This window comes from Janthinobacterium breve, assembly GCF_051380895.1.
In the GTDB taxonomy this organism is placed as follows: domain Bacteria; phylum Pseudomonadota; class Gammaproteobacteria; order Burkholderiales; family Burkholderiaceae_D; genus Janthinobacterium.
This window is the reverse complement of the sequence record NZ_JBNYXY010000001.1, coordinates 289,628-311,603: the sequence shown is the minus strand read 5'-3', so window position 1 is coordinate 311,603 and position 21,976 is coordinate 289,628. Positions and strand designations below refer to the sequence as shown.

At 62.7% G+C, this 21,976-nt stretch carries 24 protein-coding genes; 15 read left to right on the top strand and 9 right to left on the bottom strand.

From position 1 onward, the window contains the following. The first annotated feature begins 41 nt into the window (after positions 1 to 41). Entirely contained in the window at positions 42 to 506 is a 465-nt protein-coding gene (locus ACQ4W0_RS01505; protein WP_436575170.1) for a pilin, read from the top strand. Between the two features lie 21 nt (positions 507 to 527). Here the strand turns inward: ACQ4W0_RS01505 and ACQ4W0_RS01500 are convergent, their stop codons facing one another. Beyond that, positions 528 to 1,250 carry a flagellar brake protein gene (locus tag ACQ4W0_RS01500; protein ID WP_436575169.1) on the bottom strand — a complete coding sequence of 241 codons (723 nt, stop codon included), beginning with the start codon at positions 1,248 to 1,250 and terminating at the stop codon, positions 528 to 530. 163 nt (positions 1,251 to 1,413) lie between these two features. Here ACQ4W0_RS01500 and ACQ4W0_RS01495 point away from each other — a divergent pair, with 163 nt between their 5' ends. Further along, on the top strand, positions 1,414 to 1,794 hold the full coding sequence (locus tag ACQ4W0_RS01495) for a DUF6713 family protein (RefSeq protein ID WP_436575168.1): 381 nt from the start codon (positions 1,414 to 1,416) through the stop codon (positions 1,792 to 1,794). Here the strand turns inward: ACQ4W0_RS01495 and moaC are convergent, their stop codons facing one another. Beyond that, positions 1,795 to 2,301, bottom strand: a complete 507-nt coding sequence (gene moaC, locus ACQ4W0_RS01490; protein WP_035822511.1) for a cyclic pyranopterin monophosphate synthase MoaC — start codon at positions 2,299 to 2,301, stop codon at positions 1,795 to 1,797. A 196-nt stretch (positions 2,302 to 2,497) separates the two neighbouring features. Here moaC and ACQ4W0_RS01485 point away from each other — a divergent pair, with 196 nt between their 5' ends. Continuing rightward, positions 2,498 to 4,087, top strand: coding sequence for a beta-barrel assembly-enhancing protease (locus ACQ4W0_RS01485; RefSeq protein ID WP_436575167.1), 1,590 nt, complete (start codon positions 2,498 to 2,500; stop codon positions 4,085 to 4,087). Between the two features lie 3 nt (positions 4,088 to 4,090). Here the strand turns inward: ACQ4W0_RS01485 and ACQ4W0_RS01480 are convergent, their stop codons facing one another. The 4 genes from ACQ4W0_RS01480 to ACQ4W0_RS01465 all read right to left on the bottom strand — a co-directional run bounded on the left by ACQ4W0_RS01480 (position 4,091) and on the right by ACQ4W0_RS01465 (position 6,407). Further along, positions 4,091 to 4,681: a DUF2946 family protein gene (locus ACQ4W0_RS01480; protein WP_436575166.1), complete on the bottom strand. Its 591-nt coding sequence runs from the start codon at positions 4,679 to 4,681 to the stop codon at positions 4,091 to 4,093. Further along, entirely contained in the window at positions 4,674 to 5,711 is a 1,038-nt protein-coding gene (locus ACQ4W0_RS01475; protein WP_436575165.1) for a YheT family hydrolase, read from the bottom strand. Before ACQ4W0_RS01475 ends, ACQ4W0_RS01480 begins: the two co-directional genes overlap by 8 nt. Next, positions 5,711 to 6,136, bottom strand: coding sequence for a YybH family protein (locus ACQ4W0_RS01470; RefSeq protein WP_436575164.1), 426 nt, complete (start codon positions 6,134 to 6,136; stop codon positions 5,711 to 5,713). The genes ACQ4W0_RS01475 and ACQ4W0_RS01470 overlap by 1 nt, the downstream gene beginning before the upstream one ends. 76 nt (positions 6,137 to 6,212) lie before the next feature. Next, entirely contained in the window at positions 6,213 to 6,407 is a 195-nt protein-coding gene (locus tag ACQ4W0_RS01465) for a zinc-finger domain-containing protein (RefSeq protein WP_034780619.1), read from the bottom strand. Between the two features lie 270 nt (positions 6,408 to 6,677). Here ACQ4W0_RS01465 and ACQ4W0_RS01460 point away from each other — a divergent pair, with 270 nt between their 5' ends. The 11 genes from ACQ4W0_RS01460 (at position 6,678) to ACQ4W0_RS01410 (ending at position 18,038) form a co-directional block, all read left to right on the top strand. Beyond that, positions 6,678 to 7,424, top strand: a complete 747-nt coding sequence (locus ACQ4W0_RS01460) for an AzlC family ABC transporter permease (protein ID WP_436575163.1) — start codon at positions 6,678 to 6,680, stop codon at positions 7,422 to 7,424. After that, the gene (locus ACQ4W0_RS01455) at positions 7,417 to 7,767 is read left to right on the top strand and encodes an AzlD domain-containing protein (RefSeq protein ID WP_436575162.1); all 351 of its coding nucleotides are present in this window, start codon (positions 7,417 to 7,419) and stop codon (positions 7,765 to 7,767) included. Before ACQ4W0_RS01460 ends, ACQ4W0_RS01455 begins: the two co-directional genes overlap by 8 nt. A gap of 77 nt (positions 7,768 to 7,844) precedes the next feature. Continuing rightward, entirely contained in the window at positions 7,845 to 9,056 is a 1,212-nt protein-coding gene (locus ACQ4W0_RS01450) for a phosphoglycerate kinase (protein ID WP_436575161.1), read from the top strand. 110 nt (positions 9,057 to 9,166) lie between these two features. Then, positions 9,167 to 10,615: a pyruvate kinase gene (gene pyk / locus ACQ4W0_RS01445; protein WP_436521326.1), complete on the top strand. Its 1,449-nt coding sequence runs from the start codon at positions 9,167 to 9,169 to the stop codon at positions 10,613 to 10,615. 196 nt (positions 10,616 to 10,811) lie between these two features. Next, entirely contained in the window at positions 10,812 to 11,876 is a 1,065-nt protein-coding gene (fba, locus tag ACQ4W0_RS01440; RefSeq protein WP_071075342.1) for a class II fructose-bisphosphate aldolase, read from the top strand. Positions 11,877 to 11,983: 107 nt separating this feature from the next. Beyond that, on the top strand, positions 11,984 to 12,877 hold the full coding sequence (locus tag ACQ4W0_RS01435) for a phosphoribosylaminoimidazolesuccinocarboxamide synthase (protein WP_034746123.1): 894 nt from the start codon (positions 11,984 to 11,986) through the stop codon (positions 12,875 to 12,877). A 1-nt stretch (position 12,878) separates the two neighbouring features. Further along, positions 12,879 to 13,376: a 5-(carboxyamino)imidazole ribonucleotide mutase gene (gene purE, locus ACQ4W0_RS01430; RefSeq protein ID WP_436575160.1), complete on the top strand. Its 498-nt coding sequence runs from the start codon at positions 12,879 to 12,881 to the stop codon at positions 13,374 to 13,376. A gap of 15 nt (positions 13,377 to 13,391) precedes the next feature. Next, positions 13,392 to 14,588, top strand: coding sequence for a 5-(carboxyamino)imidazole ribonucleotide synthase (locus ACQ4W0_RS01425; RefSeq protein ID WP_436575159.1), 1,197 nt, complete (start codon positions 13,392 to 13,394; stop codon positions 14,586 to 14,588). Positions 14,589 to 14,590: 2 nt separating this feature from the next. Beyond that, positions 14,591 to 15,607 (top strand): L-threonylcarbamoyladenylate synthase, encoded by a 1,017-nt coding sequence (locus tag ACQ4W0_RS01420; RefSeq protein WP_436575387.1) that lies wholly within the window; start codon positions 14,591 to 14,593, stop codon positions 15,605 to 15,607. Positions 15,608 to 15,846: 239 nt separating this feature from the next. Further along, positions 15,847 to 17,259, top strand: a complete 1,413-nt coding sequence (locus ACQ4W0_RS01415) for an SGNH/GDSL hydrolase family protein (RefSeq protein WP_436575158.1) — start codon at positions 15,847 to 15,849, stop codon at positions 17,257 to 17,259. 98 nt (positions 17,260 to 17,357) lie between these two features. Further along, positions 17,358 to 18,038, top strand: coding sequence for an OmpW/AlkL family protein (locus ACQ4W0_RS01410; RefSeq protein ID WP_436575157.1), 681 nt, complete (start codon positions 17,358 to 17,360; stop codon positions 18,036 to 18,038). A 52-nt stretch (positions 18,039 to 18,090) separates the two neighbouring features. Here ACQ4W0_RS01410 and ACQ4W0_RS01405 read toward each other — a convergent pair whose 3' ends face one another. Beyond that, positions 18,091 to 18,597, bottom strand: coding sequence for a flavin reductase family protein (locus ACQ4W0_RS01405; protein ID WP_353659844.1), 507 nt, complete (start codon positions 18,595 to 18,597; stop codon positions 18,091 to 18,093). A gap of 176 nt (positions 18,598 to 18,773) precedes the next feature. Between ACQ4W0_RS01405 and msrA the strand changes: the two genes are divergently transcribed. Then, positions 18,774 to 19,307 carry a peptide-methionine (S)-S-oxide reductase MsrA gene (gene msrA, locus ACQ4W0_RS01400; RefSeq protein ID WP_436575156.1) on the top strand — a complete coding sequence of 178 codons (534 nt, stop codon included), beginning with the start codon at positions 18,774 to 18,776 and terminating at the stop codon, positions 19,305 to 19,307. Between the two features lie 27 nt (positions 19,308 to 19,334). Here the strand turns inward: msrA and ACQ4W0_RS01395 are convergent, their stop codons facing one another. Further along, a complete protein-coding gene (locus ACQ4W0_RS01395) occupies positions 19,335 to 20,570 on the bottom strand; it encodes a class I SAM-dependent methyltransferase (protein ID WP_436575155.1) in 1,236 nt (411 codons plus the stop codon). Positions 20,571 to 20,708: 138 nt separating this feature from the next. Continuing rightward, the gene (gene pdxH / locus ACQ4W0_RS01390; RefSeq protein ID WP_436575154.1) at positions 20,709 to 21,908 is read right to left on the bottom strand and encodes a pyridoxamine 5'-phosphate oxidase; all 1,200 of its coding nucleotides are present in this window, start codon (positions 21,906 to 21,908) and stop codon (positions 20,709 to 20,711) included. Positions 21,909 to 21,976 lie beyond the last annotated feature (68 nt).

Here is a 21,976-nt window from a genome sequence, read left to right as displayed (position 1 = left end):
CACCGTAGCTGGCGTGAGCAACAGCACCATGGGAGCAGACGATGCGCGCGCAGAGCGGATTTACCCTGATAGAACTGATGATCGTGGTGGCCATCGCCGGCATCCTGGCGGCCGTGGCCATTCCCCAGTACGGCGACTATACTTTGCGGGCCAAGGTCAGCAACGTGCTGGCCGCCGCCGCGCCGCTGAAGACAGCCGTGGCCCTGTGCGTGCAGGAAAACGGGGGGCTGGCGACCGCATGCAGCACTCCCACCCAGGCCGTGCCCAGCGCCATTCCCCTATTTAACCCGACGCGCGAAGTGGCCGGCGCCAAGGTCGACAAGGGCAATATCGAGCTGACCCTGGCGGGTGACATGGGCAGCGGCATGGGTGGCCAGACGGTGAGCATGGAGCTGCAGCTCGGCTCCAGCAGCCTGAACTGGTTCAACAGCACCAGCGTGACGAATGCCGTGGCCAAGGAAGCCATTACCAGGAACAATATTCCCAAGGTGGTGGCGACGCAGTGAGCGGCGGCTGGCGCGCCCGCGTCAGACGATTTTTTGCCGGTCCGCGATCAGCGCTTCATAGGTGAGGTTTTGCAGCAGGGTGTAGTGGGTCGGTTCCAGGTCGATGAATTGCACGCCATACGTATAGATTTCAGCGACGTCGGCCGCATTGCCATTCGACGGCTTGCCCACGCTGACGTTCTGGATGCGCGCGCGCGTATTGACGCGCATCTGATGCTTGTTCGGCTGCACCAGCAGGGTAAAGCTGAGCGCGACGCCCTCGTCGTCCGGCGTGAGCATGCTGGGCGCCTCGATCAGCGCCCCCGAGACGCTGAGGTTGACGATGAACACGGGCACGGCCGCCACGTCGCGGTAGCTCAGCTGCGCCGGAATGTCCACTTTCACGCGCATGGCCGTGCGCAGGCTGGTACCCTGGATGGCGTCGGGAAAGCTCAGGTGCACATAATTGAGCGGGCGGCCAAAGATGCGCAGCACGCTGCACGCAAACGAACACACGGTGACGCCGGAAAACACGCGGATGGTCAGCTTGTCGCCCTCGTTGAGCATGATGGACGCGCCGTTTTCCATCGGGATCTTGACGATCAGGTACTCGTCTTTCACATAGCCGATCAGGGTCGAGAAATGCTGGATGGGCTTGATGGTGCGGTGCGTGATGAACTGGATGCGTCCGCCCACCTGCAGATTCATCGCCTCGAATTCGAAGTCCTGGAGCTTGCTTTCCGCGGCGGGCTTGTTACTAGTCATGCGATGCTCATCTTGATATTGTCGAATCGCAGTATGCATGATTTCTTGATGAAAAAGCACCTATATCAATGAAATTCATATTCGCATTGAAAAATGCCATGTACGCCTGCCGGCAGGCGGATCAGGCTTTACAATTGCGTCAATATTGACGAATGCAAATCTTATGCCGCGCAGCTACTTATGGACGATGTTGTTCCTGATCTTGCATCAAATCGACGCTGCCTACTGGAAAGAGTGGGAGATGTTTCATTTGCCGGGCGGCGTGCAGGGTTTTCTGGTGTTTAACCTGGCGGCCATCGCCGTGGTACTGGCGGGCTACCGGCACGTGCTGTTGGCCACCCCGCAGGCGCCCCTGTATGCGGGCGTGTGCGCCGCGCTGGGCGTGGGAACGTGCTTGATCCATGCCGGCTTTGCGCTGGCAGGGCTGGAGCAGTTTCACCTGCCCCTGTCGATGGCCATCATTGTGCTGTGCCTGGCCAGTGCCGTCTGGCTGTTGTGCGACTTGCGCCGCGCCCAGGGCCAGCTGGCGCACCAGGCAGCATAGTTACAACTCGGCGTGCCAATCGCCCGACTTGCCGCCATGCTTTTCCAGCACGCGCACATTCGTCATGACCATGCCCCGGTCGACGGCCTTGCACATGTCATAAATCGTCAACAAGCCGATCTGCACAGAAGTGAGCGCTTCCATTTCCACGCCTGTCTTGCCCGTCGTGTCGACCTGGGCGCGGCAGTGCACGCTGTTGGCCGCTTCATCCACTTCGAAGTCGACGGTGACGCGGGTGAGGGCCAGCGGGTGACACAGGGGAATCAGGTCGCTGGTGCGCTTGGCGCCCATGATGGCGGCGATGCGGGCGATGCCCAGCACGTCGCCTTTCTTGGCGTTGCCGGAAATAATCAAGGCCAGGGTGGCTGGCTGCATGCGGATGGTGCCGGCGGCCACGGCGCTGCGGCGCGTGTCTTCCTTGCTGCCCACGTCGACCATATGGGCCTGGCCCGTGGCGTCGAAATGGGTCAGTTCCCCGGCGGGGGCTTGCTTGTCTGCTGTTGTCATGGCGTCAAAATAGGTGAGGAGTGGGGGTGCGGCACGCCGGGCCACGACGCCATGTCACTGGCATGGTGCATGCTTGTCGCGTGGGAATGGGCGCCGCTAACAAGGTATGATAGCACCCGTGAATTCAAAAACTACCCTTCCAACCGTACTTGAAAACGCCGGTGCGGCATGGCTGCGCCGCTCCTGGCGCACATCCATGCTGGCTGCATTGTGGCTGGCGGCGCCGTTTGCGCTGGCGCAAACCTATACGTCCGCGCCAGCGACGCCGGCCGTCGGCACGGTGGCCAAGCCGGCCGGCAACTGGACGCCGCTGGCCGTGCCGCCGGCGCCGAATCTGCCGAACCTGGGCGATACCTCGCGCGAAGACTTGTCGCCGGCGATGGAGCGCAAGATCGGCGAGGAAATCATGCGCGGCATCCGCGGCGACCACGATTATCTCGACGACGCGCCCTTGCTGGAATACCTGAATACCTTCGGCAGCGCCCTCGTGGCGGCGCGCCCCAGCGTGCGCGGCGAAACGAATTACGACTATTTCTTCTTTGCCGTGCGCGATCCCCAATTGAACGCGTTTGCCTTGCCTGGCGGTTTCATCGGCGTCCATTCGGCCCTGGTGCTGGCGGCGCAAACGGAGGCGGAACTGGCTTCCGTGCTGTCGCACGAGATCGGCCACGTGGCGCAGCGCCATATCGCGCGCATGCTGGGCCAGCAGCGCCAGGATGCCCTGATGCCGCTGGCGGCCATGCTGCTGGCGGCGCTGGCGTCACGCGCGGGCGGCGACGTGGCGCTTGGCGTGTTTGCGGCCGGCCAGGGCCTGGCCATCCAGCGCCAGCTCAATTTCGGCCGCGACGCCGAACGTGAGGCCGACCGCATCGGTTTCCAGATCATGGGCGAGGCCGGTTTCGATACCACCGGCATGGTGGCCTTCTTCGGCCGCATGCAGGCGGCCAGCCGTTCGTACAGCGACCTGATGCCCGCCTATCTGCAGACGCACCCGCTGACGACGGAGCGCATCGCCGACATCCAGGCGCGCATCCGCGAGCAGCCCTACAAGCAGCGCCCGGACAGCCTGAGTTTCCACCTGGCCCGCGCGCGCGCCCGCGTGCTGCAGGATGAAAGCGTGCAAGGCCTGCTGAATGCCACGGCCGTCTTCAAGACGCAGCTGGAACAGCAAAGCCGTTTCCAGGTGGTGGCCGCCCATTACGGCTTGTCCTTTGTCGCCGTCAAGCAGGGCAAGCCGGCTGATGCGCAGAAGGAACTCGACGCGGCCAATGCCGCCCTGCACCGGCCGGCCGGGCCGAATGTGTTTACCTCGGGCGGCACGCAGGGCCCCAATTCGCTGCTGGCGGCGATGGGGCTGGAAGTGTTGTTGATGCCGGCGCAGAAGAAGGAAGTGGCGCAGCAAGCCATGAAGGCGGCGGACGCGGCGCGCCAGCAGTTTCCCCTCTCGCGCGGCATTGCCCATCAGTATGCGGAGGCGCTCATGGCTGCCGGCAAGCTGGAGCAGGCTACCTTGTACCTGCGCGATCAGGTGCAGCTCTACAAGGAAGAGCCGGAACTGTATGACTTATTGGCAAAGTCCTATGCGGACCAGGGCAAGATGACCTTGCAGCACATGGCGCTGGCCGAATCCTACGTGCTGCAGGGCGCCACCATGGCCGCGCTGGACCAGTTGACGATCGCCCGAAAATCGACGGATGCGACTTTTTATGACCAGGCCGTGATCGATGCGCGCGAGCGTGAACTGCAGGAAAAGCGCCGCGAGCAGATCAAGGACCAGAAGGGCTAACCCCTATTCGGCTTGCGGCGCGCGCTGGAAGCCGAAGGTTTGCGGCACGCTGGCATAGGTTAGCGGCTGTACGGCAATCTCCTTGCCTTCATGCAATAACACCAAGTTTCCCCGACCGTTTTCCAGCCAGGCCAGCAGGGCCTCGTCACCGGCCACCTGTCCGTCGATGCGCAGCGACGCCAGTATGTGCGCCATGTCGCGGTCATCGACTTGCGCCACGCTGTCGCCCTGGCGCAGGATCAGCGCACCGTTGTCGCACAGCCAGGCGGCATCGATGGCCGCCAGCGGCGCGCCTGTCTGCAAGACAAAACCGTGCTGCGGATCGCTGCGGGCGATGTACGGCGTCGCTTCCAGGTTCAGGTAGACGCGCTGCGGGCCATTCTGGAAAAACCAGCAACCGCGTTCGTCATGGTCGTAATTGCGGTTGATAAATCCCAACAGGGCTTCATGGGCGATCTTGTCGCCGGGCAGTTGTTGCTGTTGCGCCTGCTGGTCGCGCATGCGCCAGTGGCCGCGCGCGTCCAGGCCCAGCCAGCCGTAGCAGTGGGGCACGTTCGGCCATTTGGCCAGCGCCTGCTTGACGAGTTCATCCATGTGTAGCGTTTTCCATGTGCGTTTGCGCGCTATCAGCGTGACAGCTTTGCGGGGAGGAGGGCGCCTTGTTGCCGCCTTCAAAAAAGGCGATCAGGCGCTGCGGCAGCCAGCGTGTGCTTCCCGGCAACTTGCCAGCGGCAAAGCCGACATGGCCGCCGTGGCGCGGATACTCGAGCGTGACCTTGGAGGCGGCGCTGCGCGGCAAGTAGCGCCCGGGCAGGAAAGGGTCGTTTTGCGCATTCAGCACCAGGGTCGGCACGGTGATGTCTTGCAAGACGTGCTTGGCGCTGGCGCGGTGCCAGTAATCGTCGGCGTCGCGGTAGCCGTGCAGCGGCGCCGTGACGACATTGTCGAAGGCATGCAAGTCACGCGCGGCCAGCATGGCGTCGCGTGGAAACAGGCCGGGAAATTGTTCCAGCTTGGCCAGGCACTTCGGTTTGAGCGTGTTCAGGAACATGCGCGTGTAGAGCCGGTTGGCGCCGGACGACAGGGCCTTGCCCCCTTGCGCCAGGTCCAGCGGGGCCGACACGGCCGCGGCCGCATCGATGAAATCGGCCTGGTGCTGCGACTGGCCCAGCCAGCACAGCAGGGCGTTGCCGCCCAGCGAGACGCCGGCCGCGTAAAACTTACCCGTCGCGCGCGGGCGCAGGCGCTGCACGATCCAGTCTACTTCCTGCGCATCGCCCGAATGGTAAAAACGGGGCGCCAGGTTGGCTTCGCCCGAGCAGCCGCGAAAATGCGGCACGGCGCCCGACCAGCCGCGCGCCGCCACCTCGGCCATCAGGGCGCGCGCGTAGTGGCTGTTCGACGAGCCTTCCAGCCCGTGGAACAGCACCACGAAGGGCTGGCCCGGCTGGCCGTCGACCAGGTCGACATCGACGAAGTCGCCATCGGGCGCTTGCCAGCGTTCGCGGCGGAAGGCCACGGCCGGCTTGGCGAGGCACACGGCGGGATAAATCGTCTGCGCGTGGCCGCCCGGCAGCCAGAGTGGCGCGGTATAGGGGGCGTTGTAGATAAGGGACAAAGTCATCAGTGCAGGATCTGCGCTCCCGTGGCGTCGGCCGGCGCGCCGCCGGGGGCGACGGAGGCGTGGTGCAGCACGATGCGCCAGCCGCGCGGCGTTTTCACATACACATTTGTCGCCAGCAGATGCGCCGGGCCGTCTTTTTCCTGGGTGACGCCTTCGATGACGGTGTGCACCGAGCTCATCAAATTGTGCGTTTCATGCAGCTGCGCCGGCACGATGTGCAGGCCGCCGCCCGTCAAAATAGTTTCCCACGAGGCGCGGATGGCGGCATGGCCGATCAGGCGCGCGCCGCCCGGGTGGATGCAGACGATCTCTTCATCGTCGGCCCATAGCGCCATCAGCGCTTCAAGGTCGGCGCGGTGCAAGGCATCGTAAAACGCCGCTTCGACTTCGGCGGCGCTGCCATTGAGTTCTTTCAGACGTTTCATGACGACTCCGGCTTGAGCGGTATAACTAAGTTGATGCAAATAAAAACGGCGCGCTGGGGGCGCGCCGCTGGGCAGTTTAATGATGGCCGGCGCTGGCGCCTTCCTTCAGGGTATACGCCGTGCCGCAGTAGGGGCACTTGGCGATGCCGTCTTTGTTGAATTCCAGAAACACGCGCGGATGCGACGACCACAGCGGCATGGCCGGGTTAGGGCAGTGGGCTGGCAAGTCTTTACTGTCGAGTTCGACCGCTGGCTGGGTGGTTTTTGTCATCTTGTCATGCTCCGTGAGGCTGTATGGAAGGAAGTCGGCTGCTGCCAAAAGTACGATTTTAACGGATTCAGGCAGACAGCAAAAATCATGGCTAAAATGACGGCTTGATCATCTGCGGCTGCGGCGCGGGTTTTTGCGACAATATGGCAGCTGCAGCGCCACACTGACTGGATTTGCCTTGCCGGTATCACCGTTGCGTAGCGCTATTACTTTTCGTATTGCGCGCACCATTGTTGTGCAGTTACCACACTCCGCCTGCCGGAGGCTCGCATGAACACCCGCGTGAGCGCCGTCATGGCCGCCAAGGACGACGGCCTGCTGAAAGATGCCTGGCGCGCCGGCCTGAAACTGGGTGCGCCCAGCCTGCTGGGCATTGCTGCCTGGGGCATGGTGGTGGGCGTGGCCATGGTGAAAAGCGGCCTGACGGTGACGCAGGCGGGGGCCATGACCCTGTTTGTCTTTGCTGGCTCGGCCCAGCTCGCGTCCCTGCCCCTGCTGGCCGCCCACGCCCCCGTGTGGGTGATCTTCGCCACGGCCCTTGTCGTCAATTTGCGTTTTGTCATCTTTTCCGTGTTGCTGGCCCCCCATTTCGCCCATTTGCCGTGGCGCCAGCGCTTTGCGCTCGGCTATGTGGCGGGCGATATCACGGTGGGCCTGTTCCTGCAGCGCTATCCCCATGAAACGCCGGACCCGGCCAAGCTGCCCTTCCTCAAAGGGCTGATTTACCCCAACTGGCTGGCCTGGCAAACCGGTTCCTTCATCGGCATCGTGCTGGGTGCCGTCGTCCCTGCCGAATGGGGGCTGGGTTTTGCGGGGACCCTGGCGATCCTGTGCGTCACCGTGCCCCTGATCCTCAACCGCGCCGCCCTGTGCGGCGTGCTGGTGGCGGGCACGGTGGCCGTGCTGGCGTTTGGCTTGCCATACAAGCTGGGTTTGCTGGTGGCCGTGGTGGTGGGCATGGTCAGCGCCATGGCCGTGGAAGAATTGACCGAGAAATGGAACAAACGCCATGTTTGACGGATGGGACTGGGGCAGGACCGATGTGTGGATCGCCATCGCCGTGCTGGTGGTGGCCACGGCTGCCACGCGCAGCACCTTCTGGCTGGTTGGCCACCACATCAGCATTCCGCGCAGGATCAACGAGATGCTGCGCTATGCGCCGGCCTGCGCGCTGGCGGCCATCATCGCGCCCGACATGCTGATGGAGGGGCAGCAAGTGCACTTCGAATTGTCGAATTTGAAACTCTTGTCGGGTATTGCCGCTACGCTCTTTTTCGTGATCCGCCGCAATATGCTGCAAACCATCGTGTTTGGCATGCTGGTTTTCACGGGCTTGCGACTGTTGCACGTTTTTCAGTAAAGCAGGACAAATCGGGGATTTGGTCTGGTCATTGCGGTAAAATAGCGCACTTCCTTCCACTCGTCATCTGGATCGCCATGTCAGCTGTTCTGAACTTTATCCGTCTGCAAGATTTGATCGCCCAAAATGCACTGCAAGGCAAGCGCGTGTTTATCCGCGCCGACCTGAACGTCCCGCAAGATGACAGTGGCAAGATCACCGAAGATACGCGCATCCGCGCCTCGGTGCCTGCCATCCGCGCCGCGCTCGACGCTGGCGCCGCCGTCATGGTGACGTCACACCTGGGCCGTCCGACGGAAGGCGAGTTCAAGCCGGCCGACAGCCTGGCGCCCGTGGCCGCCCGCTTGTCCGAGCTGCTGGGCCAGGAAGTTGCACTGAAACAGAACTGGATCGATGGTGCCGGCCTGGAAAACCTGGCTGCCGGCCAGGTGGTCCTGTTGGAAAATGTGCGCGTGAACAAGGGCGAAAAGAAAAACAGCGATGAGCTGGCGCAAAAAATGGCCAAGCTGTGCGATATCTACGTCAATGACGCGTTCGGCACGGCCCACCGCGCCGAAGCGTCCACGCACGGCATCGCCAAGTTTGCCCCCGTCGCCTGCGCCGGACCTCTGCTGGCCGCTGAACTGGACGCGTTGGGGAAAGCCTTGCACGCACCGGCCCGCCCCTTGCTGGCCATTGTTGCTGGCTCGAAAGTATCGAGCAAGCTGACCATCCTGAAAGCCCTGTCCGACAAGGTCGATAAGCTGATCGTCGGCGGCGGCATCGCCAATACCTTCATGAAGGCCGTCGGCTTGAACGTGGGCAAGTCCCTGGTGGAAGCGGAGCTCGTCGAAGAAGCCAAGGCCATCATCGAGATCATGGCCAAGCGCGGCGCGCAAGTGCCGATTCCCGTCGATGTCGTGTGCGCCAAGGAGTTTTCGCCCACGGCCGCCGCCACCGTCAAGGACGTGGCCGACGTGGCGGACGACGACATGATCCTCGATATCGGCCCGAAAACGGCCGCCCTGCTGGCGCAGCAGATTGCCGCTGCCGGCACCATCGTGTGGAACGGCCCCGTCGGCGTGTTCGAATTCGACCAGTTCGGCAACGGCACCAGGACCCTGGCCTTGGCCATTGCCGAATCGAAAGCATTTTCCATCGCTGGCGGTGGCGACACCTTGGCGGCGATTGCCAAATACGACATTACCGATAAAATCAGCTATATCTCGACGGGCGGCGGCGCTTTCCTGGAGTTCCTGGAAGGCAAGACCCTCCCGGCAGTGGAGATCCTGATGCAACGTGCTGGCTGATACCGCCTGACTGTAGTGCCACCAAGCGCAGCCTGACCGCTGCGCTTTTACCTTGCCGGATGCAGCATCGAGCCGGCCTTGCTCACCTTCGCTCGCGCACAAGGATTCCTATGCCACGTGGTACAAAAATCGTAGCAACAATCGGCCCCGCCTCCACTGACTTCGATATCCTGGTCAAAATGATACGTGCGGGTGTCGACGTGGTGCGTTTGAATTTTTCCCACGGCAAGGCGCAAGACCATATCGACCGCGCCGCGCTGGTACGCCTGGCGGCGCTTGAGTGCGGCCGCGAAGTGGCCATCATGGCCGACATGCAGGGCCCGAAAATTCGCGTCGGCAAGTTTGAAAACACGCGCATCCAGCTGGAGCAGGGCGAGCGCTTCATCCTTGACGCCAAGTGGGGCGAGAATGGCGAACTGGGCAACCAGGAACGGGTCGGCCTCGACTACAAGGCCCTGCCGCGCGACTTGCACAAGGGTGACGTGCTGCTGCTGAACGACGGCCTCATCGTGCTGATCGTCGAGCGCATCCACGGCAGCGAAATCCACACCACCGTCAAGATAGGCGGCGAGTTGTCGAACAACAAGGGCATCAACCGCCAGGGCGGCGGCCTGTCCGCGCCTGCGCTGACGGCCAAGGATATGGAAGACATCAAGACGGCCATGAGTTTCCAGGCCGACTATCTGGCTATTTCCTTCCCGAAATGTGCGACCGACATGGAAATGGCGCGCCAGCTGGCCAATATTGCCGGCGAACCGTACCACCACAAGCCGATGATGATCGCCAAGATCGAGCGCGCGGAAGCCATTCCTGCTTTACAAGAAATTCTCGACGCCTCCGACGGCATCATGGTGGCGCGTGGCGACCTGGCCGTCGAGGTGGGCAATGCGGCCGTGCCGGCCTTGCAAAAACGCATGATCAAGATGGCGCGCGCGTCGAATAAACTGGCCATTACTGCCACGCAGATGATGGAATCGATGATCGTCAATGCCGTGCCGACCCGCGCGGAAGTGTCCGACGTGGCCAATGCCGTGTTGGACGGCACGGACGCCGTCATGACGTCGGCCGAAACGGCCTCGGGCAAGTACCCGATCGAGACGGTGGAAATGATGGCCGCCATCTGCGTCGAAGCGGAACAGTCTGAATACAACAAGCTCGATGCCGATTTCCTCAACGTCACGTTTACCCGCATTGACCAGTCGATCGCGTATGGCGCCCTGTTTACGGCCCATCACTTGCGCGTGAAAGCCATCGTGGCGCTGACGGAATCCGGTTCCACCGCCTTGTGGATGAGCCGCCACAGCATCGACACGCCGATCTACGCGCTCACGCCGAGTGTCACCACTTTGCGCAAAGCCGCGCTGTACCGCAATGTTCGGGCGTATCATCTGATGCAGAACGCCCCCAGTGCGCAAGTGCTGAAGCAGGCGGAAGAGCTGCTGGTGGCGCAGGGCATCGTCAGGAAGGGCGACATGATCGTCGTCACCTGGGGCGAGCCGATGGGCCAGGTGGGCGGCACCAATGCCCTGAAAATCGTCACAGTCGGCGAATTCGAGTAAGAACGCCTAAAAACTGCCCAGGGCGTTGTTGCATTGCCTCGTCGTACTAGTCGTACTGCCTTCGGCAACGCGCCTAGCCCTGAACAGTTTGTCGGACGTTCTTGTGTCATGCGTGTAGTTGAAAGAATTCAGGCGCCAGCGCGGCAGTTAGCCGCGAAGCGCCGCAACAGTTTCTATTGTTCTCTGGAGTATTACCATGTCTCTCGTATCCATGCGTCAACTGCTGGACCATGCCGCCGAAAACGGTTATGGCATTCCTGCTTTCAACGTCAACAACCTGGAGCAAGTGCAAGCCATCATGGCTGCCGCCGATGCGCTCAACAGCCCGGTGATCATGCAAGCGTCCGCTGGCGCGCGCAAGTACGCCGGTGAAGCCTTCCTGCGTCACCTGATCGACGCCGCCGTCGAAGCGTATCCGCACATTCCCGTCGTCATGCACCAGGATCACGGCCAGTCGCCGGCCGTCTGCATGGCCGCCATCCGCTCGGGTTTTACTTCCGTGATGATGGACGGTTCGCTGGAAGCGGACGGCAAGTCGGTCGCCTCGTACGAGTACAACGTGGAAGTATCGCGTGAAGTGGTGAAATTCTCGCACGCCATCGGCGTGACCGTGGAAGCGGAACTGGGCGTGCTCGGTTCGCTGGAAACCATGAAGGGCGACAAGGAAGACGGCCACGGCGCCGACGGCACCATGACGCGCGAGCAACTGCTGACGGATGTGGCGCAAGCGGCCGATTTCGTGCAGCGCACCCAATGCGACGCCCTGGCGATCGCCATCGGCACCTCGCACGGCGCGTATAAATTCACGCGCAAGCCAACGGGCGACATCCTGGCCATCGACCGTATCAAGGAAATCCACGCGCGCATTCCGAACACCCACCTGGTGATGCACGGCTCGTCGTCGGTGCCGCAGGAATTGCTGGCCATCATCCGCGAATTTGGCGGCGACATGAAGGAAACCTATGGCGTGCCAGTGGAAGAAATCCAGGAAGGCATCCGTCACGGCGTGCGCAAGATCAATATCGACACCGACATCCGCCTGGCGATGACGGCAGCGATCCGCAAGTACCTGTTTGAAAACCCGTCGAAGTTCGACCCGCGCGACTACCTGAAGCCCGCCCGCTTGGCCGCCGAGCAAATCGTGCGCGCCCGCATGCAGGCATTCGGCTGCGAAGGCCAGGCCTCGAAAATCAAGGTCATCACGATGGAAAAAATGGCCGAGCGTTACAAGGCCGGCGAGCTGTCGCAAATTGTGAAGTAAAATTCTGTCTGGAACGGGCCGGAAGCTGCATCTCCGTGCCCGATTTTCTCGACCGGCGGGCGCCTTACCTGCCTGCCGGTTTCGTTTCATCCAACTATTCCCCCGCTATGAACAGCCTCTATCAGACTTCCATCCATTCCCTGCCGTTGCTGGGCCACGGCAAGGTCCGCGACAACTACGCCGTTGGCGACGACAAGATCCTGATCGTCACCACGGACCGCCTGTCGGCCTTCGATGTCGTCATGAACGAGCCTATCCCCGGCAAGGGCAAGGTCCTCAACCAGATGAGCGACTTCTGGTTCGAGAAACTGGGCCACATCGTGCCGAACCACCTGACCGGCGTGGCGCCGGAATCCGTGGTGGCGCCCGAGGAAGTGGAGCAAGTCAAGGGCCGCGCCGTGGTGGCCAAGCGCTTGAAACCCATCATGGTCGAGGCGGTCGTGCGCGGCTACATCATCGGTTCGGGCTGGAAAGACTATCAAGATACAGGCAGCATCTGCGGCATCAAGCTGCCAGCGGGCCTGCAACAGGCGGAAAAACTGCCGGAGCCGATCTTCACCCCGGCGGCCAAGGCAGAACTGGGCGAGCACGACGAAAACATCAGCTTTGCTGAAATGGAAGAGCGCATTGGCGCCGAACTGGCTGCCAAGATGCGTGACGTCGCCATTCAACTCTACAAGACGGCCGCCGAATACGCCGCCACGCGCGGCATCATCATCGCCGACACCAAGTTCGAATTCGGCCTGGATGACAACGGCGTCATGCATCTGATGGATGAAGTGCTGACGGCCGACTCATCGCGCTTCTGGCCTGCCGATTCCTACCAGCCGGGCATCTCGCCGCCGTCGTTCGACAAGCAATTCGTGCGCGACTACCTGGAAACATTGACCTGGGGCAAGACCGCACCGGCGCCTGCGCTGCCAGCCGACGTCATCGAAAAAACCCAGGCCAAGTACTTTGAAGCCATCGAACGCCTGACGGGCGAGAAGCTGAAGGCCTGAGATGAGCGAGCAAAATAAGCCGCTGGTCGGCGTCATCATGGGCTCGTCCTCGGACTGGGAGGTGATGCAGAATGCGGTTGCCATCCTGAAACAGTTTGGCGTGCCGTACGAAGCGCAAGTCATTTCCGCGCACCGCATGCCCGACGAGATGTATGCGTACGCGAAAAGCGCGCGCGCGCGCGGCTTGCGCGCCATCATCGCCGGCGCCGGCGGCGCGGCCCACCTGCCTGGCATGGTGGCGGCGATGACCATCGTGCCGGTGCTGGGCGTGCCCGTGCCATCGAAATACTTGCGCGGCGAAGATTCCATGCTGTCGATCCTGCAAATGCCCAAGGGCGTGCCGGTAGCCACCTTTGCCATCGGCGAGGCGGGCGCGGCGAATGCGGCGCTGACGGCGGTGGCGATGCTTGCCGCCAACGACGACGCCCTGGCCGACCGGCTGGAAGCCTTCCGTGCCACGCAAACGGCCGCCGCCAAGGCCATGGTCTTGCCTGAATAATGTGTTTGAAAAATAATGAATAGTAAATCGACTTCCCCATTGTTGCCCACCGCCAACCCACCGGCGTGGCTGGGCGTGATGGGCGGCGGCCAGCTCGGCCGCATGTTTGCCCAGGCCGCGCAAGGCATGGGCTATCAGGTGGCTGTACTGGAACCGTCGGATGCCTGCCCTGCGGGGCAGGTGGCGCAGCGCCTGGTGAATGCCGGCTACAGCGATGCGGCCGGCCTCGACGCCCTGGCCGCGCAATGCCTGGCCGTCACCACGGAATTCGAAAACGTGCCGGCCGACAGCCTGTCGCGCCTGGCCGAACGCGTGTTCGTCGCGCCCGATGCGCATGGCGTGTCGGTGGCGCAGGACCGCATCGCGGAAAAGCGTTTCTTTGTCGACTGCGCGGCCAAGTCCGGCGTGCTGCCGGCGCCGCACATGGTCATCGCCACGCAGGCCGATATCGACGGCATAGCCGACGACTTGCTGCCAGGTATCTTGAAAACCGTGCGCATGGGCTATGACGGCAAGGGCCAGTTCCGCGTGCGCACGCGCGACGAGGTGCGTGCCGCGTTCGCGGAAATGGGCGAGGTAACTTGCCTGTTGGAAAAGATGCTGCCGCTGGCGTATGAAGTGTCGGTGCTGACGGCGCGCGGCGTGGACGGCGAATCGGTCGTGTACCCGATCGCCGAAAACGTGCATCGCGACGGCGTGCTGTTTACCACCACCGTGCCGGGCCCGAACGTGTCGGACGACTGCGCCGCCAGGGCGCAGCGGGCGGCGCAAGCCATGGTCGCCGAACTCGGCTATGTCGGCGTGCTGTGCATCGAATTTTTCGTGCTGGCCGATGGCAGCCTGGTGGTCAATGAAATGGCGCCGCGTCCGCACAACAGCGGCCACTACACGATGGATGCCTGCGTCACCAGCCAGTTCGCGCAGCAGGTGCGGGCCATGGCGCGACTGCCGCTGGGCGACGTGCGCCAGCATTCGCCTGCCGTGATGCTCAACATCCTGGGCGACGCCTGGTTTGCCGACGGCAGCGATGCTGCCTGCGAACCGGCGTGGGACCAGGTGCTGGCGCTGCCGGGCGCCTGTTTGCATCTGTATGGCAAGGACGATCCGCGCCGCGGGCGCAAGATGGGCCATCTGACCTTTGTCGCGGCCACCTTGCAAGAGGCGCAGCAGCGCCTGCACGACGCTTGCCTGATCCTGGGAATCGCGCCGTGAGCATGCCAGCACAAGACCTGAAAGCGGCCGCTGCCGTGCTGGAAGCGGGCGGCCTCGTCGCTTTCCCGACAGAAACGGTGTACGGCCTGGGCGCCGACGCGGAAAACCCGGCCGCCGTGGCGCGCATCTACGAAGCCAAGGGCCGGCCATCGGACCACCCCGTGATCGTGCACGTGGCGCCCGGCGCCGACTTGGCGCACTGGTCCGATGACATTCCGGTGGAGGCGGAACAACTGGTGGCCGCCTTCTGGCCCGGTCCGCTGACCCTGATCGTCAAGCGCGCCGCGCATATTCCCGACGCCGTCTCCGGCGGCCAGGATACGGTGGGCTTGCGTTGCCCGTCGCACCCGGTGGCTATCGCATTGCTACGCACCTTCAAGGGCGGCAAGGGCGGCCTGGCGGCGCCGTCGGCGAACAAATTCGGCAATGTCAGCCCCACCACGGCGCAGCATGTGCGCGATGAATTCGCGGCGGAACTCGATAGCGGCTTGCTGGGCCTGGTCCTCGATGGCGGCCAGAGCGAGGTGGGCATCGAGTCGACCATCATCGACCTGTCGCGCCTGGCTACGCACGGTCCCGTACTCTTGCGTCCCGGTCATATCAGCAGCGCGCAGATCGCCGCCGTCATTGGCCGCGCACCGGCCATGGCGGACGCAGCCGCGCCGCGTGCCTCGGGCACCCTGGAATCGCATTACGCGCCACACACGCCTGTTGCGATGCAGCACAGCGACGACGTGCGCGCCACCTTGAACCGCCTGCTCAATGACGGGCGCCGCGTGGCCTTGATCCATTACTCGGACCTGCCGCCGGCCAGCGCCAGCGTGCGCCTGGCGGCCAACCCGGAAAATTACGCACACGCGCTGTATGCCTCGCTGCGCACGATGGACCAGGTCGGCGCCGAGCTGATACTCGTCGAAGCACCGCCCACCGGCCCCGAGTGGCTGGGCGTGAATGATCGTTTGCGGCGCGCCGCGTTCGGCTCAAGTGGTATCTTGCAGCAGTTTCTGTCCGCATCATGAAAAGCCCCGCAAGGGGCTTTTTCTTGATGCAGCGCAATAGAGATGCTTGCCACGAAACATCTTAAATCCTCCATAATTCATGCGATCACCCTGTCGTGACAGGGCGCTGGCAGTGTTGTTATTTCGTTGATTTTTAAAACATATTTTCTATACAAGCCTGAGGAACGATGGCATATTAGTTGGGTAGCGAATAGCACGCCCGTTCGTTTAGAAACCAGAAAAAAGACCGAGGAGACAAAATGCATCAAACAAAATTCGCGCTGGCCGTGCTGGCTGCGGCTGTCCTGGCAGGTTGCGGCGGCGCCAGTGGCGGTGATCAAGCCTTGAAAGTCAAATACACGGCGCAGGTGTCGTTCGGCGACAGCCTGTCCGATGTCGGTTCGTATGCCGTCGCTGGCGTGGCGGCAAGCGGTGGCGGTAAATTCACCATCAATGGCGACAATACCAAGATCAATCCTGAACTGACGGGCAAGAACTGGACCGAGCACCTGGCCGCGCAATTCGGCTTGCCGGTGCCATGCGCTGCCGAAACGGGCCTGGAAGGCAGCATACCGACGCTGCAGGCCCCGCGCGTCAAGCATGCCGGCTGCTTCGGCTACGCCATGGGCGGTTCGCGCGTCACCGACCCCGTCGGTCCTAACAACAAGGCGACGAAAAGTGTGCTGGGCGCCCTGACCGTGCCCGTGGTGACGCAGATCGCGAACCACCTGGCCGTTTCCGGCGGCAAGTTCAGCGGCACGGAAGCCGTTTTCGTGATGGCGGGCGGCAATGACGTGCTGTTCTTGCTGGGTGACTTGCAAGCGAAGGCGACCGCTGCTGGTCAGGCAGCTGGCGCGACAGCTGGTGCCGCTGCCGGCGCCAAAGCCTTTGCCTCCAACCTGGTCGCGGCCCTGGCAGCGCGCGCCGCTAACTCCACCACGGCGGCGCAATCCATCGGCGCGGCTGTGGCGGCAGCCGCTGCGGCGCCGGGCGCCACGTCGGCCTCGATCGTTGGCGCAGCCGTGCAAGCGGCAGCCATCGGCGGCGATACGGCGGTGGCTGCGCCAGCCGTGTATGGGCCGATCGTCGCCAAGGCGCAAGCCGACGCCACGGTCACCGGTAACGCGGCTGGCGCCGCCGCCGGTGCCAAGGCCGGTGCCGATTACGCCGCAGCGAACGGACCTGCGTTGGTTGGCGCCATGAAACAGGCTGGCACCGAACTGGTAGCGTTGGTCAAGGACCAGATCATTGCCAAGGGTGCCAACTACGTGGTGGTCAACAATCTGCCGGACGTGGCCGGTACGCCATCGGGCTTGAGCAAGGATGCCAATACCAAGGCGCTCATCAATGCCATGGTCAGCACCTTCAATGGCGAACTGAGCGGTGGCCTGAGCGGCAATGCGAAAGTCTTGCTGGTCGACGTGTTTGCCGTCAGCCATGACCAAGGCGTCAATCCTGGCCCGTATGGCTTGACCAACGTCAGCGAGACGGCATGCGACCTGACCCCTGCGAAGAATTTCCTGGGCAGCTCGCTGGTCTGCAATGGCACGAACCTGAAAGCAGGCGACGTCAGCCACTACGCGTATGCCGACGATGTGCATCCTACGCCGTTCAACAATCTGTTGCTGGCCCGTTATGTGGCCAAGGACATGGTCGTGCGGGGCTGGCTGTAAGGAATGGCCGCGCCGGCTGCGTCCCCGGGACGTGGCTGGCGCTGGCAGTGACAAGACTGGATAGCTGAACTATCCGCACATAATGATCAGGAGACAAGATGAAGAATCGTTTGAATACCGCTGTGCGCGTGCTGGCCGCGGCTGCCGCAATGGCCATGGCGACGGGCGCATCGGCGCAAAGCGCAGGCACCTGGACGGCCAAGGTCGGCATCAACAAGATCACGCCGCACGTGGACAGTGGCGACATTTCCGCGCCGGCACTGCCGGGCACCAAGGCCGATGTCAAGGCAGACACCAAACCCATCCTGACCTTTGCCTACATGGTGACGGACAATATTTCCGCCGAACTCGACCTGGGGGTGCCGTACAAGCATGACCTGGTGGGTGATGGTTCGATCAAGGGTACGGGCAAGCTGGGCACGGCAGAAGTGCTGCCGCCGACGGCCTTCATCCAGTACCGTTTCTTCCAGCCCAATGCGATGATCCGTCCTTACGTGGGCGCGGGCATCACGTATGCTTATTTCCAGAAGGAAACGGGTTCGGGCCAGATGACGGCCTTGCTGGATCCGGGTGGATCGCCTGTCACCTACCGCATGAAAAACAAGATCGCCGCTAGTTTGCAGATCGGCAGCACGGTGGCCTTCAACGAGCGCTGGTTTGCCGACGTGGCCGTGGTCAAGACTTTCCTGAAGACCAAGGCGACCTTCTCGACGGGGCAGACGCAGGACATCAAGCTGGACCCGATCGCCTTGAGCGTGGGCATCGGTTACAAGTTCTGATCTTGCTCAGTTACAAAAAAATCCGCCTCGGCGGATTTTTTTTTCCCGCTGCTCAGGCTGGCGGTGTATTGAACTTTCCATTGTGGAAGATCAAGGGCGGCTGCGCGGCAAACGCGCATTGCTCCACTTCACCCACGAAAATGACGTGGTCGCCTTCCGGATAGCGGCTGCGGTTGTGGCATTCGAACCAGGCCGACGCGCCTTTCAGGATGGGCTGGCCCGTGCGCGACAGTTCGTATTCGACGTCGTCGAAGGGATTCGGCGTGCGGCGCGCGAAGCGCTGCGCCAGTTCCGCCTGGTCGGCACCCAGCACATTGATGACGTAATGCGAGTTGCCGCTGAAGATGGGCATGCTGTTCGCCACGGAACCGAGGCTCCACAGCACCAGGGGCGGCGACAGCGAGACGGAATTGAAGGAGCTGGCCGTCAAGCCACGGAAACTGCCGTCGGCCAGGCGCGTGGTAATGACTGTCACGCCGGTGGCAAACTGCGACAACGCCTGGCGGAAATGTGTCGTATCGAATTCTTGCGCTGGCGCGCGGGGAGAGCGTGTGTTCATGGGTGACCTGTCTATTTGCTGACATTATGCCAAAAATCGGCCGCGCCAGCGCAATCGTGGCCGGCGTCCCCTCATGTGCGGTGCGCCACGCGCCGTTTCAAGCGGCGCTGCAAGCCACGGCGCTTTGCGTTACAGTGGTGAAATGATAAGTCGTTGCAGCATTGCGGGAGTACATCATGAATCAACAGACGGAAGTGGCGGTACTGGGCGGTGGCTGTTTCTGGTGCCTCGCTGCCGTGTACGCGGAAGTGCGCGGCGTGACGCGCATCGCGTCCGGCTACACGGGCGGCAGCGTGCCCGACCCCACGTATGAGCAAGTTTGCACGGGCGACACGGGCCACGCGGAAGTGGTGCGCCTGGAATTCGATCCCGCCGTCATCAGTTATCACGACTTGCTGGAAATCTTTTTTACCCTGCACGATCCCACCACCGTGAACCGGCAGGGCAACGATGTCGGCACGCAATACCGTTCCGTCATTTATTACCAGTCGGCCGGGCAGGAAAGCGTGGCGCGCAAGGTGCTTGCTGAAATGGCCGGCGTGTGGGATGCGCCCATCGTCACGCAACTGGCGCCGGCGCAAGCTTTTTATACGGCCGAGGATTGCCACCAGAATTATGCCGAGCAGCACCCCTTGCAGAGGTATTGCGCCCTGGTCGTCGCGCCCAAGGTGGAGAAATTCCGCGCCATGTATGCGGGCCGCCTGAAGTGAGGCAGTCACCAGCGCCGCGCGTGCCTGTCAGGTCGTGAGCGCGGGCGCGGGCCTGGCGTCCTGCGCATACATGTAGTTGCGCGACCAGGGCAGGGTGGAGGAGCGCCGGCCCGCCTTCACGCAGACGATCTGGTACAGGCTGATCAAATCTTGTTCGAAGGCATACGCGCAGCCGGCCAGGTAGACGTGCCAGATGCGGAAGCGCCGTTCGCCCGCCAGCGGGCGAATTTGCTCGGCATGGGCTTCGAAATTCTCCGTCCACAGAGCGCAGGTGCGCGCATAGTGGCGGCGCAGGTTTTCCACGTCCAGCACTTCCAGTCCCCCTTGCTGCATGGTCTTGAGCACATTGCCGATGTGCGCCAGTTCACCGTGCGGAAACACATATTTCTCGATGAACTCACCGCCGCCATACGGTGTTTCCCCATTGTCCGGGTCGGTGGAGGTGATGCCGTGGTTCATCGCCATGCCGTCCGGCGCCAGCAGCTTGTTGATGATGGCAAAGTACTCGGGTAAATGCTTGAGGCCCACGTGCTCGAACATGCCCACGCTGGTGATGCGGTCGAACTGCCCCGTCACGTCGCGGTAGTCTTGCAGGCGGATTTCGACCAGGTGCGCGAGGCCGGCCGCCGCCACGCGCTCGCGCGCCAGCGCGTACTGATTTTCGGACAGGGTCACGCCCACGCAGCGGGCGCCATATTGCTGCGCGGCACGGATGACGAGCGCGCCCCAGCCACAGCCGATGTCGAGCAGGGTCTGGCCCGGCTGCAGCTGGATTTTCTTCAGGATATGGTCGATCTTCTTGACCTGCGCCTGCGCCAGCGTTTCATCGCCATCTTCAAAATAGGCGCAGGAATACACGAGGGCGGGGTCGAGAAACTGTTCATAGAAGGCGTTCGACACATCGTAGTGGTAGCGGATGGCTTCGGCATCCTTGCTTTTGTCGTGCGTAAAGCTGCGCACGATGCGGGCCAGCTTGCCTTCCGGTTTCAGGGTGTTGCGCGCCAGCGCATTGCAGATGGAAATCATGTCCTGGGCCGTGCCCCTGACTTCGATATTGCCTTCCACGTAGGCCGAGCCCAGATTGGCCAGCGACGGGTTCAGCAGATAGCGTGCCGAGGCGACGGTCGGCAGGCGGATGGTGACGCGCGGCGCTTCGCTGGACAGGTCAACATGCTGGCCATTCCACAATTCTATGCGGAGCGGCAAGGCGGTCTTGCTGCGAATGCTGGCGACCCAGGACTTGAGTTGGTTTTGTACAAACAAAATGGCCTCCAATGAAGCGGCCCCAGCTGGGGCCGCAAATTGAGAAACAATGTTATTTAGTAACTTCTACCCACATAGCCTACACCTATATTGACCAGCTTGCTTTGCGCCGCCTTGACTGCGCGCTTAAGGTTGCGCTTAAGGTTGCAAGCGCTGCATGCTCCATTGCCCGTCAGCACCGCGGGTAAACACGATGCGGTCGTGGAAGCGCGAACGGCGCCCCTGCCAGAATTCGATGCGTTCCGCTTGCAAGCGGTAACCGCCCCAGTGGGCCGGGCGCGGTGGCTGGGCGTCGCCGATAGCGGCGGCCACGGCCGCGTAATGGCTTTCCAGCGTGGCACGGCTGTCGATGGGGGCGCTTTGCTGCGAGGCAATCGCCGACAAGCGGCTTTGTACGGGGCGCACGTTGAAATACTCATCGCTCTCGGCCGCCGTGGTTTTCACCACCGTGCCCTCAATGCGCACTTGCCGCTCCAGCTCGCGCCAGAAGAACAGCAGGGCGGCGTGCGGATTGTGCTCCAGCTGCTGGCCCTTGTCGCTGTGGTAATTCGTGTACCAGGTAAAGCCGCGCTCGTCGAACTGCTTGATCAGCACGATGCGCGAGCTGGGCTTGCCATCGGGACTGACGGTGGACAAGTCCATGGCGTTGGGCTCCATCACCTGGGCCTTGACGGCTTCGGCAAACCATTTCTGGAACATGGCGATGGGATCGGCCAGCACGTCCGTCTCGCTCAGGCTGGACTGCACGTAATCGGTGCGCATGGCCGCCAGCACGGCGGCTGCGTCCGGCACTTCAGGCGCCTCCGGCGCGATGCCGCGGCGGCGCTGCATGGCCGTGCCCAGCTGCTCCATCTGTTGCGCGCTGAACAGGCGCTTGGCCATGGGCGCCAGCTGGCCCTCTTCCTTGGCCATGTGGGCCTGGTAGGCGGCATCGTAATCGCGCACGCCATCGGCGGACAGCTGCGTGCCCGTGCCGGCGGCGATGGCGTCCAGTTCCGGGCGCAGGGTCAGCCAGGCCCGGTCCATGCGCTGGTGGTCGGCCAGGATTTCCGGCACCAGGGTCGCCAGCAGGGCCGCATCGTCGCCCGTGGCCGTCGCCTGCAGCATGGGCATCAGGTCCTGCTCTTCATCGTCGTGGTGCAAATGGGCGGCTTTATTGAAATATTGCAACACCGCCTTGGCCGCCTGCTGCGCGTCCGCCGTGTTGCCGTGCTGCGCCAGATGGCCCAGCAGGTTTTGCAGGGTCGTCAGTTGCTTGCGGATCTTGTCGTGGCAATGCTTGAGCACGGCGATGGGCTGGTCAAAGCCGGGAACGGAGTCGAACAGGGGAGAGGTCATGGCGAGTTCTCGTGGTGGGCGGTGTGGGGGCGCGGCGACGAATGCCTTGTCGCTGTGTCAATTCGGCT

What these genes read in the sequence shown, in the direction of transcription:
- ACQ4W0_RS01505 (WP_436575170.1), top strand. Translation starts at nt 42, where the DNA reads ATGCGCGCGCAGAGCGGATTTACCCTGATAGAACTGATGATCGTGGTG.
- ACQ4W0_RS01500 (WP_436575169.1), bottom strand. Translation starts at nt 1,250, where the DNA reads ATGACTAGTAACAAGCCCGCCGCGGAAAGCAAGCTCCAGGACTTCGAA.
- ACQ4W0_RS01495 (WP_436575168.1), top strand. Translation starts at nt 1,414, where the DNA reads ATGCCGCGCAGCTACTTATGGACGATGTTGTTCCTGATCTTGCATCAA.
- moaC (WP_035822511.1), bottom strand. Translation starts at nt 2,301, where the DNA reads ATGACAACAGCAGACAAGCAAGCCCCCGCCGGGGAACTGACCCATTTC.
- ACQ4W0_RS01485 (WP_436575167.1), top strand. Translation starts at nt 2,498, where the DNA reads ATGCTGGCTGCATTGTGGCTGGCGGCGCCGTTTGCGCTGGCGCAAACC.
- ACQ4W0_RS01480 (WP_436575166.1), bottom strand. Translation starts at nt 4,681, where the DNA reads ATGGATGAACTCGTCAAGCAGGCGCTGGCCAAATGGCCGAACGTGCCC.
- ACQ4W0_RS01475 (WP_436575165.1), bottom strand. Translation starts at nt 5,711, where the DNA reads ATGACTTTGTCCCTTATCTACAACGCCCCCTATACCGCGCCACTCTGG.
- ACQ4W0_RS01470 (WP_436575164.1), bottom strand. Translation starts at nt 6,136, where the DNA reads ATGAAACGTCTGAAAGAACTCAATGGCAGCGCCGCCGAAGTCGAAGCG.
- ACQ4W0_RS01465 (WP_034780619.1), bottom strand. Translation starts at nt 6,407, where the DNA reads ATGACAAAAACCACCCAGCCAGCGGTCGAACTCGACAGTAAAGACTTG.
- ACQ4W0_RS01460 (WP_436575163.1), top strand. Translation starts at nt 6,678, where the DNA reads ATGAACACCCGCGTGAGCGCCGTCATGGCCGCCAAGGACGACGGCCTG.
- ACQ4W0_RS01455 (WP_436575162.1), top strand. Translation starts at nt 7,417, where the DNA reads ATGTTTGACGGATGGGACTGGGGCAGGACCGATGTGTGGATCGCCATC.
- ACQ4W0_RS01450 (WP_436575161.1), top strand. Translation starts at nt 7,845, where the DNA reads ATGTCAGCTGTTCTGAACTTTATCCGTCTGCAAGATTTGATCGCCCAA.
- pyk (WP_436521326.1), top strand. Translation starts at nt 9,167, where the DNA reads ATGCCACGTGGTACAAAAATCGTAGCAACAATCGGCCCCGCCTCCACT.
- fba (WP_071075342.1), top strand. Translation starts at nt 10,812, where the DNA reads ATGTCTCTCGTATCCATGCGTCAACTGCTGGACCATGCCGCCGAAAAC.
- ACQ4W0_RS01435 (WP_034746123.1), top strand. Translation starts at nt 11,984, where the DNA reads ATGAACAGCCTCTATCAGACTTCCATCCATTCCCTGCCGTTGCTGGGC.
- purE (WP_436575160.1), top strand. Translation starts at nt 12,879, where the DNA reads ATGAGCGAGCAAAATAAGCCGCTGGTCGGCGTCATCATGGGCTCGTCC.
- ACQ4W0_RS01425 (WP_436575159.1), top strand. Translation starts at nt 13,392, where the DNA reads ATGAATAGTAAATCGACTTCCCCATTGTTGCCCACCGCCAACCCACCG.
- ACQ4W0_RS01420 (WP_436575387.1), top strand. Translation starts at nt 14,591, where the DNA reads ATGCCAGCACAAGACCTGAAAGCGGCCGCTGCCGTGCTGGAAGCGGGC.
- ACQ4W0_RS01415 (WP_436575158.1), top strand. Translation starts at nt 15,847, where the DNA reads ATGCATCAAACAAAATTCGCGCTGGCCGTGCTGGCTGCGGCTGTCCTG.
- ACQ4W0_RS01410 (WP_436575157.1), top strand. Translation starts at nt 17,358, where the DNA reads ATGAAGAATCGTTTGAATACCGCTGTGCGCGTGCTGGCCGCGGCTGCC.
- ACQ4W0_RS01405 (WP_353659844.1), bottom strand. Translation starts at nt 18,597, where the DNA reads ATGAACACACGCTCTCCCCGCGCGCCAGCGCAAGAATTCGATACGACA.
- msrA (WP_436575156.1), top strand. Translation starts at nt 18,774, where the DNA reads ATGAATCAACAGACGGAAGTGGCGGTACTGGGCGGTGGCTGTTTCTGG.
- pdxH (WP_436575154.1), bottom strand. Translation starts at nt 21,908, where the DNA reads ATGACCTCTCCCCTGTTCGACTCCGTTCCCGGCTTTGACCAGCCCATC.